This window comes from Aliidiomarina sp., assembly GCF_022565475.1.
Classification (GTDB): domain Bacteria; phylum Pseudomonadota; class Gammaproteobacteria; order Enterobacterales; family Alteromonadaceae; genus Aliidiomarina.
Window position 1 is genome coordinate 58,204 of the sequence record NZ_JAIUMR010000007.1, and the last position, 13,661, is coordinate 71,864.

Genomic DNA, 13,661 nt, shown 5'->3' on the forward strand with positions numbered 1-13,661 from the left:
TGTGACGCGCCAAACCGATATATTTCCACAACTTGGCTATGGCGGTGATTATACCGAGCTGTGTAATGCGCTTTTCGAAGCGGAGTTGGTGTATTTGGCGCGCTCACAAGAAACTCGCTTTCAAACCCATGGTGCTGCGTTGCAGCGCCGTTTGGCTAGCGTTCCCCAATATGTGCGCAAAACTGCTGCGGCATTGCTCGAAGCACAGCTCGAGCCGGCTATTCCTCTCGCACTCGACGTTCAAAGTGCCTGTTGGCTTGCCAAGCAGCGCAGTAAGCCATGGCTACCGAGTGAGGCAAGTCGTGAGCTTGCCGCTTGGTTAAACAAACACGCAAAACTTGCTTTACCCTTACCTGTATTCGTCCTCGATGAAGCTACGCAAACCATAAGTATTCGTCTTGATTCAGTGGACCAGCTTGCACTTACACAAGAAAAACTGCATCTTAACTATTATGGTTGGTTCGGCCTTGATGGTGGTCATTTAGATGCAACGACAGACGGTGTCACTTTGCATCTTTTGAAGCCGACCAAAGCCGTATTGGCGGCTGCATGTGCTGGTCATCGCTGGCGAGCGGGCAATAAACTGCCGCCGCAGGCATTAGACTTGCGTAGCTTATTATTGTCAGCGTCGATTGATTGGCAGCGTTTAGGGGAGATTCGGCGATGCGCGTTGTAACCGCAATTCTAATACTATTGGTATTAGCGTTACAGTATCGGATTTGGTTTGGCCAGCACGGCGTCAAGGATTACCGAGAACTGCAAAATGATCTCGCCCGTCAGGAGCAAATTAACGCAACCTTGCAACAGCGAAACCAACTGATCGAAGCTGACATTAAAGATTTACGCAATGCTTTAGAGGCGGTTGAAGAACGGGCTCGCAACGAGCTTGGTTTCGTGCGTCCTGAGGAAACTTTCTTTCGACTCATCCCCATGCATGAAGAGGAAATTGATTGATGATAGGGATTATACCTGCTGCAGGTATAGGTCAGCGAATGGGAGCGGAGATTCCCAAGCAATATCTTCAATGTTGTGGAAAAACCATCTTAGATCAGAGTATTTTTGCGTTACTGCAAGATCCTCGTATTGAGCGTGTTTGGGTTGCTTTGCAGGACGAGGATCAATGGTGGTCAACCTCTCATTTTGCCGCCGATTCGCGAGTACAAGTGACACTTGGTGGCGCAACTCGCGCGCAATCTGTGCTTACCGCACTGCATGCAGCACAAGACTCTGGGGTTGCCGCTACAACATTGGCAGCAGTGCATGATGCGGCGCGGCCGGCATTGGCAGCAGAGGTGTTAGCGCGACTTCTTGATGCGGCCGAAGGGTCGCCAGAGTCGGGTGCATTATTGGCTTTACCGGTGCGTGATACAGTTAAGCAAGCAATGACGCAAAGCGCACAGAGCTCGAAGCCTGTTAGCGCGCAAACATTAGATCGGGAAAAGCTCTGGCTGGCGCAAACGCCACAGGTTTTCCAATTGGGGCGGTTAATACAAGCGCTCGAAGCTGGACTGGCGGAGAATGCCGCGCTGACTGATGAAAGTTCAGCACTGGAATTTTGCGGTGAAAAACCGTTACTCGTGATGGGTAGTCGCCAAGCCATGAAAGTGACTGACCCGGAAGATCTTGCCTTGGTCGAGTATTATTTAAAACAGTTAAATAGGTCTTTTATATGAACATGCGTATTGGTCAAGGCTTTGACGTGCACAAATTTGGTGGTGACGGACCAATTCGATTGGGCGGTATTAGCATCGACTGCGATCACGGGCTATTAGCGCATTCAGATGGCGATGTATTATTGCATGCCATTGCTGATGCACTTCTCGGTGCGATTGGTGGCGGTGATATCGGCGTTTGGTTTCCGGACAATGATCCGGAGTTTGCGGGTGCCGACAGTGGTCTACTGCTACAAAAAGTTTGGCAAGAGGTTTGCCTGCAGAACTATCAGCTCGTCAACATGGATGTTACTGTGATTTGCGAGAAGCCCAAAATAAACCCGCATCGTCAGGCGATACAAGAGCGCATCGCAACTCTCCTCGCTGTCGCTCCGCAGCAAATTAACGTGAAAGCAACGACCACAGAAGGACTCGGTTTTACGGGCCGAAAAGAAGGAATCGCGGCGATGGCCACGGTGCTTTTGGCAGGTGCGGTGGTATGATTTCATGGCCGCAGTTGCAACCTTCAACGACAATTTCTGGCACATATAAAGCGCAACCTAGTGATTTTAAGGTGCGTGAAATTCTCGGCTTCACACCAACGACTGACGCGAAAGGTCAGCATCACTGGTTGTATGTCCGCAAAACCCAGCTCACGACTGTCCAAGTCGCGAAGCTTATCGCCAAACTGGTGGACGTTCCGGTGCGCGAAGTCGGTTACTCTGGTCTGAAAGACAAAGTTGCTGTCACGGAACAATGGTTTTCGGTGCAGTTACCCGCATTATCGAACCCAGATTGGTTTGCACTGTTTGCTACAGCACTGGCAAATCATGGCCCACATTTCGCGGATGCCTCTGTTGAACTTGTTGAAGCACTGCGCAGTGGTAAGAAACTGCGCCGTGGCAGTCACAAGCAGAATCGTTTTGAAATCGTACTGAGCGCGGTGACCGATCTGGATGCCCTTATCCATCGTCTGCAAGCTAATACGATTTGGGTGCCAAACTACTATGGCGAACAACGTTTTGGTTTCGGCCAAGATAACATCCGCCAAGCTGAGCAGATGTTTGCCGGTAAACGAATTAAAGACCGCAATCTACGCAGTATTTTGCTGTCCTCGGCGCGGTCTTGGGTGTTCAATCATTACCTTGCTGAGCGCATGGCGTTGCATGGTAGTGACCTCATCGAGGGAGATGTATTTCTGCTTGCGGGCAGTCACTCCTATTTTACCGCTGATATGATTGATACGGTTATTCAACAACGCTTTGACGAAGGTGACATTCAGGTCAGTGGCCCCTTGGTTGGTGATGGTGACAGCCCTGCAACTGCGGCTGCACTGGCTTTTGAACGACAGATTGCCGAGCGTTTCCCAGCATTAGTGAACGGGTTAAAAGCAAGTCGCGTGAAGCCAGAACGACGTGCACTTTGGTTACAACCAACAGACTTAGAGGTCACGCCAGTGACAGCGGATTCTGTTTGCCTTGCCTTTACTTTACCCGCTGGTTGTTTTGCGACGAGTGTCTTGCAAGAGCTGGGCGATTTTCAAAGTCCGCCACGCAAGCATGGAGAAGAATGATGAAGATCCTTTTGAGTAACGATGACGGTGTGCGTGCGCCGGGCCTCGCAGCCTTACATCGAGAACTGAGTAAAATTGCTGATGTGGTTGTCATCGCGCCCGACCGCAATTGCTCGGGGGCGAGTAATTCGTTGACCTTGCATAATCCATTGCGAGTGGAACAACTTGAGAATGGCTTTTATTCGGTCAATGGCACGCCAACCGACTGTGTCCATATTGGCACGAACTCGCCACTTGGTGAGGAGCCGGATTTGGTTGTTTCGGGTATTAATGACGCCCCAAATATGGGGGATGACGTCATTTATTCTGGAACTGTCGCGGCAGCAACCGAAGGGCGTTTTATCGGTTTACCTGCGATTGCGGTATCCATGGGTGAGCACGGGCATGACTATTATGAAACCGCAGCACGGGTTGTCGCGGAACTCATTACACGGCTACAGAAGCAACCACTGCAGTCTGATTTTGTGTTGAATGTGAATGTACCTTACGTTGCCTACGAGCAGTTGAAAGGTTGGAAATTGACTCGCTTAGGGCGTCGCCACCGCGCCGAACATATGGTTCGCGGCAGCGACCCATGGGGGCGAGAAATATTTTGGTATGGGCCGGTCGGACCGCAACGTGACGATGGTCCGGGGACCGATTTTTCTGCTGTCCGAGACGGTTTTGTTTCGATTACACCATTGACGGTGGATATGACAGCACGCGATGATCAAGAGAAAGTTCAGGAGTGGTTAGATAAGTCCTTATGAAAGTTACCAATCACCAGGGTGTAGCGAAGCGACTAGCGGCAAAATTGCAAACGCTCGGAATCACTGATTCATTAGTTTTACAGGCAATTGCCACGACGCCGCGCCATGAATTTATGCCCGAGTCGTTAGCGCACCAAGCTTACGACAATACCGCTTTGCCAATCGGTAATGGACAGACGATTTCACAGCCCTACATGGTTGCGAAAATGACTGAATTAGTGCTTGCTGGCGCACCCAAGTCTGTGTTGGAGATCGGAACCGGCTCCGGTTATCAAACGGCAATTCTGGCGCAGTTGGTGGATAAAGTTTTCTCTGTCGAACGTATAAGTTCATTGCAGTATCAAGCTCAGCGTCGCTTGAAACGAATGGATTTGCATAATGTCGCATTGCGCCACGGTGACGGCTGGCAAGGGTGGGCGAGTAAAGCGCCGTTTGATGCCATTTTAGTCACTGCAGCAGCTGCTCGAGTGCCAGAATTACTATTGCAGCAATTAAACCCTGAAGGTGGTCGATTAATTATCCCTGTTGGTGAACAATCGCAGGAACTTTTGTTGATTCAGCGTCAAGGTGACGAGTTTCAGCAGCGCAGCGAGGGTGCGGTTAAATTTGTACCGCTCATTGCAGGAGATTTAGCTTGAAGATATTTACCGCCTTGTATGACAAAGCACTGATATGGTCTCGTCATCGGCGCGCACCTTCGATTCTTGCCGGAGTCAGCTTTGCAGAGTCGGTCATATTTCCAATCCCAGTTGATGTGATGCTCGCTCCAATGGCGATTGCTCAACCGAGTAAAGCTTATTATTTTGCGTTCCTTACCTCCCTCTTCTCTGTGCTTGGTGGTATTGCGGGCTATTTGCTTGGGCTTATAGCGTTTGAGCCGCTAGTTCTACCCGCACTCGAATATTTCGGCAACGTCGGTACCTTTGAAACGGCTCAGCAATGGTTTAATGATTGGGGTTTTTGGGTTATCTTCCTCGCTGGGTTTTCACCGATCCCCTATAAAGTATTCACGGTGACTGCAGGGGTCATGTCGATCGCATTTTTGCCTTTTGTCATTGCATCCATAATCGGTCGGAGCATGCGCTTTTTTCTTGTCGCTTGGTTGATGCGCTGGGGTGGTCCGATTATGGAGAAACATTTACGCCAGCATTTAGACACGATTGGCTGGGTTATTGTTGCTTTGGCTGTTATTGTATATTTATTAATACGTTAACACTGAAGCAAAGGAGTCTGCGTGCGGCGATATAGCAGCCAAAGTCCGACTAAACTGAACGGTATCTGCAAGCGATATCGCGAGTTTGCTTTGCTCGTTGCGGCTGTTACTTTGACGGGTTGTGGCAGCACGCCTAGTCCCGCACCGGTCGATCAAGTCTATCGTGGTTATAGTGTTCACGACTATGAACGCGCATCGCTGAGTGCTGACACGTATCAAGTTCAGCGCGGAGAAACGCTCTATTCAATCGCTTTTCGTGCCAATATGGATATGCGCGAAATTGCCCGTTTAAATAACCTACAAGAGCCCTATACCATTTTCGTCGGTCAGACGTTGCGTTTGCGGCCGGCACAGGGCGTTTCAGCACCTGCAACACGGACAGCAACTGGCGCTAACAATTCAGCTACAAATAGCACGAATGGTATAGTAAAACCTGTTGCCAGCGGTTCAGAGAACGAGTATGGTGTAACGAGCGAATCAGAAAAAACGACACCAAAACAGACCACTAGCACGGCAAATCAAACGCCCACTGCGGTGCCGCCAGCACCTCGGGTGGTGGCGACTCCGCCACAACAGCGACAGCAGGCTAGTGGCCAGATTCGGTGGCAATGGCCAACCCAAGCAAGCGTGGTTCGACGATTTAATAGTCAGGAACCGGGTGGTCGCGGCCTCGAATTTGCAGGGCAGCGTGGTGAAGCAATTTATGCTGCAGCTGCGGGTCGAGTTGTCTATGTTGGTTCCGCGTTACGAGGATACGGTCAGTTAATAATTCTGAAACATAATGATGATTATATTACTGCTTACGGTCATAACGATGAAATATTGGTGCGTGAGCAACAATGGATCGAAGCAGGGCAACACATAGCCACAATGGGAAGTAGTGGTAGGGATGATGTACGTTTGCGCTTTGAATTGCGTTTTCGTGGTGATTCGGTCAATCCGGAAAATTATTTGCCAAGAAATCGCTAAGTTAAGCACACGCGTTGGAGGGGTTGTAAATGCGAGACGAGCACCAGAACGAAGAAGAAAATGACGTCTCTGAAGACCTGGAATTTTCAGGAGACGCGACTGCGGATAGTAGCCGCGAAGAGATCGATGCGGAGCTTGAAGAAGCGCTTGCCAATAACTCAAAATATCAACGTAAGCTCGATGCAACTCAGCTTTATCTGAATGAAATTGGCTTTTCGCCACTGCTAACCGCAGAGGAAGAGGTTTATTTTTCACGTTTAGCGTTGAAAGGCGATGCGAAAGCACGTCAACGTATGATTGAAAGCAACCTTCGTCTCGTTGTGAAAATTGCTCGCCGCTATCAAAATCGGGGGTTGGCGTTACTCGATTTAATCGAAGAAGGAAATTTGGGTCTGATTCGAGCTGTTGAGAAATTCGATCCTGAACGCGGTTTTCGTTTTTCAACCTATGCCACGTGGTGGATCCGGCAAACCATCGAACGTGCGATTATGAATCAAACCCGCACCATCCGCTTACCCATTCACGTTGTTAAAGAACTGAATATTTACCTGCGTGCAGCGCGCGAATTAGCGCAAAAACTCGAGCACGAGCCAACCGCTGAAGATATCGCCCATAGCCTTGATTGCCCAGTCGCAGATGTGAATAAGATGCTCCGACTGAATGAGCGTATAGCGTCCGTAGATACACCCTTGTCTGGTGAAGGCGAGAAAGGGTTGTTGGATATTATTGCCGATGAAAGTGAAATCGGTCCGGAAGGTATTTTACAAGACGATGATTTACGCGAACGCTTGCTTGGTTGGCTTGATAGTTTGACGGCTAAACAAAAAGAAGTACTTGCACGCCGTTTTGGTTTGCTTGGCTATGAACCAGCGACGTTGGAAGATGTCGGTTCAGAGATTGGTTTAACACGTGAACGTGTTCGCCAAATTCAAGTTGAAGCATTGCGTCGATTGCGAGAGATGATGCAGCAACAAGGGTTGTCAAACGAATCAATATTTTCCGGAAATTGATCGCGAATTATCGGTGACATTAAACACTACAGGCGCTCAATCGAGCGCCTGTAGTCGTTTGAGTTCGTAAAGTAGCTCGAGTGCTTGTTTCGGACTCAGCTCGTCGGGGTTGACCTGCTGTAACCGCAACCACAATGGATGCTGATCTTGTTCAATCGGCAAGCCCAAACCAAGTTGTGTTTCGCTGGCTTCATCAAGGGATGGTTCCGGCGTTTCCTGATCGCGTTGTTCTAACTGACCAAGTTGAGCTTTGGCACGTTGTAGAACACGCTCAGGGATGCCGGCGAGCCTAGCCACTTGAATACCATAACTGCGACTCGCGGCGCCAGCTTTGAGATGATACAAGAAAGCCACTTGCTCGCCATTTTCTGTTGCGTCGACGTGACGATTTACCGTTGCAGGTAATAGGTCTGCAAGTGCGGTAAGTTCAAAATAATGGGTCGCAAAGAGTGTCATGGCGCCGGTTTCACCCAAAGCTTCCGCACATGCCCAGGCCAAAGCAAGGCCGTCATAGGTTGACGTTCCACGACCAATTTCATCCATTAAAACGAGGGAATGGCGTGTTGCATTGTGCAATATATTGGCTGTTTCAGTCATTTCGACCATAAACGTGGAGCGACCCGAAGCCAATTCATCAGCGGCACCGATCCGGGTGAAGATAGAGTCGATAGTGCCAAGCTGAGCACTCTCAGCAGGAACAAAACTTCCCGTATGCGCAAGGAGAGCGATCAAAGCAGTCTGGCGCATATAGGTGGACTTACCACCCATATTCGGGCCGGTAATGATCTGCAAGCGCTGGTCGTTTTGGAACACCGTATCATTGGCGATAAAGGGTTGATCAGAGACCTGTTCAACCACGGGGTGGCGTCCATGGCGAATAGTCAGGGAATCGCTGGTGTCAAACCTTGGCCGGCAATAATTTAACTGCAGAGCGCGTTCAGCAAAGCAGCAGAATACGTCTAGGCGAGCAAGTTGCGTTGCCATTTCCTGCAATGGACCGAGCGTTTCATTCAAGCGGCACAGCAACTGCTGATAAAGCTCTTTTTCTAATGCCAATGCGCGGCTTTGGCTCTGCAAAACCTGTTCCTCAAAGGTTTTGAGTTCCGGAATAATATAGCGCTCGGCATTTTTTAAGGTCTGGCGACGTTGGTAGTCGGCAGGTACTTTATCGGCTGCAAGTCGACTCATTTCGATGTAATAGCCATGTACCTTGTTAAAGCCGATTTTAAGAGAACTAATGCCGGTGCGTTCACGCTCTCTTTGTTCAAGGGCCTGCAATTGCTCGGTGCCACCGGCACTGAGCTGACGATAATGATCAAGCTCGTCATGGTAGCCATCGCGAATGACACCGCCATCACGAATCAACACCGGTGGGTTGTCCATGAGTGCGCGCTCAAGCTCTTCGTGCAATTGCTGAAAATCTGCGAAGGGTTGAAAGCGATGATCAATGCGGTAATCAAGGAAAAGTTGATTGAACTCTGGCAAGGCCGCTAGAGCGGCCCGTAACCGAGTTAAGTCACGCGGACGGGCACTGCCTAACGCCACACGAGACAAAATGCGTTCAATATCGCCGATATCCTTATATTTTGCAGCGATTGGTTGCCACGCGTTGGTTTCAATCAATGCTTCAACTTTATCTAATCGGTCATTAATGCGGGCATGATTGCGTAATGGTCGATGCAGCCAGCGTTGCAATAACCGGCTGCCCATTGCTGTTTGTGTCCGATCTAAGACCGCAGCGAGGGTGTGTTGTTTGCCGCCTTGCAAATTCTGCGTCAACTCTAAGTTTTTACGGGTGATACGATCCAGTGAGATTGCTTCGTCGCTCTGTTCTTGGCGAATGGCGCGAATATGCGGCAAACTTGCCCGTTGCGTATCCTTCATATATTGCAAAACACACCCTGCAGCAGCGATGCCGAGATGTTGGCTAGCGATACCAAACCCTTGTAGGTCATGGGTTTTGAACTGTCGGCATAAAGCATCAAAGGCGCTGTCGGGACTGAATTCCCATTCCGGACGCCGACGCGTTTTGCTGTGGCGTGGAGCAAGATCACCGATAGCCAGTGATTCTGCATGCAGCAACTCGGCCGGATTTAACCGTTCGAGCTCGCTGCGAACTGCATCCATACTGTGCAACTCGGCAATGACAAAGCGACCACTGGCAACATCGAGACTGGCAATCCCCCAATATTGAGGATCTTGACAGTGCAAAGCCACCAGAAGATTTTCTTGATCGGGTTCAAGTAAGGCTTCATCGGTAACTGTGCCTGGTGTCACAATACGCACAACTTTGCGCTCAACGGGACCCTTACTCGTGGCTGGATCGCCAACTTGTTCACATATTGCGACAGACTCGCCCATCTTAATTAAACGGGCTAAGTAGCCTTCAACCGCATGGTATGGGACACCTGCCATTGGAATCGGCTTGCCATTCGACTGACCGCGTTGGGTGAGAGAAATATCAAGCAGGTCAGCAGCTCGTTGCGCATCGTCGTAAAATAATTCGTAGAAGTCACCCATCCGATAAAACAGCAAAATATCGGGATGTTGTGCTTTAATCGCCAAGTATTGCTGCATCATTGGTGTATGCTGAGGAGCTGATTCTGCCATGAGTCCCTGTTATTCTTATGGTCGATGGAAAACGCTATGATCGCGTTTTCAAGCGGAAAATCCAAGTCTAAATCCTATAGGATCTGATATGAGTGCGCAAAAAATCCCCGCGATTGCCGATTCGGTCGGCCAACTTGCTAAATTATTGAATGAGCGCGATTGGCTTATGGTCACCGCCGAGTCATGCACGGGTGGCAGTGTGGCCGCTGCTTGTACCGATCGGCCGGGCAGTTCGACTTGGTTCCAAGGCAGTGTCGTTAGCTATAGTAATCAAGTAAAAACCGATGTGCTCGGTGTGCCAGATGTGGTCATTGAACAGCACGGGGCTGTTTCAACTCAGTGTGCCGAGGCAATGGCGCGCGGCGCTCAGCTTTTACTGCAAGCTGCAGTTGCGGTGAGCACGACGGGAATTGCTGGGCCTGATGGCGGCAGTCGGGCGAAACCGGTTGGAATGGTGTGTTTCGGCTTTGCGATCGGTAAACAGTTATACAGTGATACGCAGTACTTTAAGGGTGATCGGTCGCAGATTCGAGCCCAAGCAAGTGCCTATGCGCTTTCTAAACTGTCCTCGTATCTTATTGATAAATAAATTTTAATTATATTTTTTCGGATTTTTTTGTGCGAAATTGCCAAACAAGCTTGATACTGTATAGATAAACAGTATACTACTGAATATAAATTACAGGATTGTTAGCTTGGCAATGTTTGTTACGTGTTCAGTGTCAGTAGCACGCAAACGAAATCAATACCTTTCAATCACAGAATTAGCACAATGCGGAGCGTCAAATAATGAACGAGAATAAACAGAAAGCGCTAGCTGCGGCGCTCGGTCAAATTGAGCGGCAGTTTGGTAAAGGTGCGATTATGCGTTTAGGTGATAATCGTGCCATGGATATCGAAGCGATCTCAACTGGTTCTTTAAGTTTAGATATTGCGCTTGGCATTGGTGGTTTACCTTGTGGCCGTGTCATTGAAATTTATGGGCCAGAGTCGAGCGGTAAAACAACCTTAACACTGCAAGTGATTGCCGAAGCGCAGAAACAAGGTAAAACCTGTGCGTTCGTCGATGCGGAACACGCACTGGATCCTGTTTATGCAGAAAAACTTGGTGTGAAAGTTGACGAGTTGCTGGTTTCTCAACCGGATACAGGTGAGCAAGCGTTAGAGATCTGTGACATGTTGGTTCGTTCTGCTGCGGTTGATGTGATTATTGTCGACTCGGTAGCAGCGTTAACGCCGAAAGCAGAAATTGAAGGTGAAATGGGTGACTCGCACATGGGCCTGCAAGCTCGCCTGATGTCGCAAGCGCTGCGGAAACTAACCGCAAATATCAAAAAATCGAATACCATGTGTATTTTCATTAACCAAATTCGAATGAAAATCGGTGTGATGTTTGGTAACCCAGAAACCACAACCGGCGGTAATGCACTTAAATTCTACGCTTCGGTGCGTTTGGATATTCGCCGCACCGGCTCGTTGAAAGAAGGTGATGAAGTGGTGGGTAACGAGACTCGCGTTAAGGTGGTGAAGAATAAAGTTGCACCACCATTTAAAGAAGCGAATTTCCAAATTATGTACGGAACTGGTATTTCAAAAGAAGGTGAGTTGATCGATTTAGGTGTCAAACACAAACTCATTGATAAAGCGGGTGCCTGGTATAGCTACAAAGGCGACAAGATCGGTCAAGGTAAAGCGAACTCAATGAAGTTCTTGTCGGATAACCCAGCCATTTCAGGTGAAATTGAGAAACAGTTACGTGATCTGTTGTTATTAAAGCCAGTTATCGCTCAGGATGATCCGGCAGTCGCAGATGCAGCCGATACGGTAGAATAATCTCGGTTCATTCGCTGAGTAAGTTCTTTTTCAGAGCCACGAAACATTTTCTTAGCTGTTTCGTGGCTTTTCGCTTTTTTTAACGGCTGATAGAGCCTATTCCACTAGTTTGTTTATCTCGCTTGTGGCATGATTTTCACATTCTTTTAACTTTTGCTAAATAGAATATCATCATGCCTATTTCGACTGCATCGTTTCAACGTCTGCGCATGGAGCAAGTCATGCGTTCATCTTGGTCTATTCCGCTATTATTTCTTCTTTCACTGATCGTTTTGGCTTCTTGTACACCGAGAGATTCGGGGAACGAGGGCAATGACGTCAGTCAGCGCGTGGAACGATTAGAAAAGATTTATGATGACTATTTCCAAGCCAACCTTGCGTTGAACCCATTGCAAGCCACATTGATGGGTCAAGGTCATGAACACAGTCAGTTGCCGGATATCTTTAGTGCTGAACATCGTCAGCGTCAACACATGTTGGAAGAAGAGTTTTTGGCTGCAATCGAGCGTGTTGATATTAGCGGTTTTGCGGAAGATGATTATCTGACCTACCAACTTTTTCGCCGTGACCGATTAGTCAGCTTAGAAGCGATGAAGCACCCGGAACATTTATTGCCGATTAATCAGTTTTACAATGCACCAAGTCAATTGGCGATGCTTGGCTCAGGTACTAGTGCACAGCCATTTCAGACGGTTGCTGATTATTGGCAGTGGGCTGAACGGATGGAACAATTTCCGACCTTGTTTGCCGGTATTATTCGTAACTTGCGCGAAGGCCTTGATGAGGAAGTCATCTTTCCTGCAGTCGTCGTTCAGCGTTTACTGAATCAGATCGATGCGCACGCATTGGACGTCGATGATTATAGTTCAAGTCTATTTTGGCAGCCGATAGCGAATATTCCAGAACACTTTTCAGCAGAGGATAGAGAGGCGCTCAACACTGCTTATCAGTCATTATTACAGTCAGTGGTGTTGCCTGCTTACCAAGATTTGTCTGATTTTTTACGCAATGAGTATTTGCTGCACGCGCGTACCTCTACATTTGGTATTGGTACCTTACCCGGCGGCAAGGATTGGTACGATTTTGCCGTGCGTTTTCATACAACAACACAGCTGAGTGCAGAAGAAATTCATCAGATTGGCTTGCACGAAGTTGAGCGTTTACATCTAGCGATTACACAAGTGATGGCGGATGTTGGTTTCGAAGGTGATTTAGACGCCTTTTTTGCATTTACACGTGATGATCCGCAGTTTCATTACGCCAGTCGTGAAGCCATGCTGGACGACTATCGTGCTTTCGCTCGCGAAGTAGAAACGCGCACGGATCGCTTATTTTTTCCCGAGCGTTTACCTCGTGCAGATTACGAAATACGGAAAGTCGAGCGCTTTCGCGAGCAGAGTGCGAGCTCTGGTAGCTATTCGGTGCCTTCTGAAGATGGTTCACGGCCGGGTATTTTTTACTTGAATACGTATGACCTGTCAGCGCGTCCGACTTGGGCGAAAGGTGCGCTAACCTTGCACGAAGCCATTCCGGGTCATCACTATCAACTCGCGCTACAGCGAGAAATGGAACATTTACCGCCATTTCGGCGCTATGGGGTGGAGACAGCCTTTAATGAGGGGTGGGGCTTGTACGCTGAATCGCTTGGTGATGAGCTCGGTGTTTATGGTCCCTACGACCGCTATGGCCAATATGTAGCGGAACTGTGGCGCGCTATTCGCTTAGTGGTGGATACTGGTATTCATGCGAAAAACTGGTCGCGGCAAGAAGTGCTCGACTACATGTATGCAAATGCACCAGTACAAGAGGCACGAGCAGTCTCAGAAGCCGAACGCTTCATGGCGTTACCCGGTCAGGCGTTAGCGTATAAAATCGGTCAATTACAGATTCAAGCGTTACGTGATCAAGCTGAGGAAGCATTAGGTCAAGACTTCGATGTGCGGGAGTTTCACTGGCAAGTTCTTCGCCATGGTGCTTTACCGCTTGATTTACTGAGTCAGCAGATCGAGGCGTGGATTTCCGAAGAGCAAGCGAAAAGCAATGGATAGAAGC

Annotated in this window: 14 protein-coding genes; 13 read left to right on the plus strand and 1 reads right to left on the minus strand. The window is 48.8% G+C overall.

Going from position 1 to position 13,661, the window contains the following annotated elements; all coding sequences use genetic code 11:
• Position 1 precedes the first annotated feature (1 nt).
• The 10 genes from LAT77_RS07625 to rpoS are packed head-to-tail and all read left to right on the plus strand — an operon-like array spanning position 2 to position 7,166.
• On the plus strand, positions 2–676 hold the full coding sequence (locus LAT77_RS07625) for a hypothetical protein (RefSeq protein WP_290563965.1): 675 nt from the start codon (positions 2–4) through the stop codon (positions 674–676).
• Positions 664–954 carry a cell division protein FtsB gene (ftsB, locus tag LAT77_RS07630; protein ID WP_290563966.1) on the plus strand — a complete coding sequence of 97 codons (291 nt, stop codon included), beginning with the start codon at positions 664–666 and terminating at the stop codon, positions 952–954. Before LAT77_RS07625 ends, ftsB begins: the two co-directional genes overlap by 13 nt.
• Positions 954–1,673, plus strand: a complete 720-nt coding sequence (ispD, locus tag LAT77_RS07635; protein WP_290563967.1) for a 2-C-methyl-D-erythritol 4-phosphate cytidylyltransferase — start codon at positions 954–956, stop codon at positions 1,671–1,673. The genes ftsB and ispD overlap by 1 nt, the downstream gene beginning before the upstream one ends.
• Positions 1,674–1,675: 2 nt before the next feature.
• Complete coding sequence (ispF, locus tag LAT77_RS07640) at positions 1,676–2,155, plus strand: 2-C-methyl-D-erythritol 2,4-cyclodiphosphate synthase (RefSeq protein ID WP_290564052.1); 480 nt, start codon at positions 1,676–1,678, stop codon at positions 2,153–2,155.
• Positions 2,152–3,225, plus strand: a complete 1,074-nt coding sequence (gene truD, locus LAT77_RS07645; protein WP_290563968.1) for a tRNA pseudouridine(13) synthase TruD — start codon at positions 2,152–2,154, stop codon at positions 3,223–3,225. The genes ispF and truD overlap by 4 nt, the downstream gene beginning before the upstream one ends.
• Positions 3,222–3,974: a 5'/3'-nucleotidase SurE gene (gene surE, locus LAT77_RS07650; protein WP_290563969.1), complete on the plus strand. Its 753-nt coding sequence runs from the start codon at positions 3,222–3,224 to the stop codon at positions 3,972–3,974. Before truD ends, surE begins: the two co-directional genes overlap by 4 nt.
• Positions 3,971–4,612: a protein-L-isoaspartate(D-aspartate) O-methyltransferase gene (locus tag LAT77_RS07655; RefSeq protein ID WP_290563970.1), complete on the plus strand. Its 642-nt coding sequence runs from the start codon at positions 3,971–3,973 to the stop codon at positions 4,610–4,612. The genes surE and LAT77_RS07655 overlap by 4 nt, the downstream gene beginning before the upstream one ends.
• Entirely contained in the window at positions 4,609–5,187 is a 579-nt protein-coding gene (locus LAT77_RS07660) for a YqaA family protein (protein WP_290563971.1), read from the plus strand. Before LAT77_RS07655 ends, LAT77_RS07660 begins: the two co-directional genes overlap by 4 nt.
• A 21-nt stretch (positions 5,188–5,208) precedes the next feature.
• Complete coding sequence (locus LAT77_RS07665; RefSeq protein WP_290563972.1) at positions 5,209–6,156, plus strand: peptidoglycan DD-metalloendopeptidase family protein; 948 nt, start codon at positions 5,209–5,211, stop codon at positions 6,154–6,156.
• A gap of 29 nt (positions 6,157–6,185) precedes the next feature.
• On the plus strand, positions 6,186–7,166 hold the full coding sequence (gene rpoS, locus LAT77_RS07670) for an RNA polymerase sigma factor RpoS (protein WP_290563973.1): 981 nt from the start codon (positions 6,186–6,188) through the stop codon (positions 7,164–7,166).
• Positions 7,167–7,202: 36 nt separating this feature from the next.
• Here rpoS and mutS read toward each other — a convergent pair whose 3' ends face one another.
• On the minus strand, positions 7,203–9,776 hold the full coding sequence (gene mutS, locus LAT77_RS07675) for a DNA mismatch repair protein MutS (RefSeq protein WP_290563974.1): 2,574 nt from the start codon (positions 9,774–9,776) through the stop codon (positions 7,203–7,205).
• 88 nt (positions 9,777–9,864) lie between these two features.
• Here mutS and LAT77_RS07680 point away from each other — a divergent pair, with 88 nt between their 5' ends.
• The 3 genes from LAT77_RS07680 to LAT77_RS07690 all read left to right on the plus strand — a co-directional run bounded on the left by LAT77_RS07680 (position 9,865) and on the right by LAT77_RS07690 (position 13,657).
• A complete protein-coding gene (locus LAT77_RS07680) occupies positions 9,865–10,365 on the plus strand; it encodes a CinA family protein (RefSeq protein ID WP_290563975.1) in 501 nt (166 codons plus the stop codon).
• Between the two features lie 200 nt (positions 10,366–10,565).
• Positions 10,566–11,609, plus strand: a complete 1,044-nt coding sequence (gene recA / locus LAT77_RS07685) for a recombinase RecA (protein WP_290563976.1) — start codon at positions 10,566–10,568, stop codon at positions 11,607–11,609.
• 173 nt (positions 11,610–11,782) lie between these two features.
• Positions 11,783–13,657, plus strand: coding sequence for a DUF885 family protein (locus LAT77_RS07690; protein WP_290563977.1), 1,875 nt, complete (start codon positions 11,783–11,785; stop codon positions 13,655–13,657).
• The last annotated feature ends 4 nt before the right edge of the window (positions 13,658–13,661 follow it).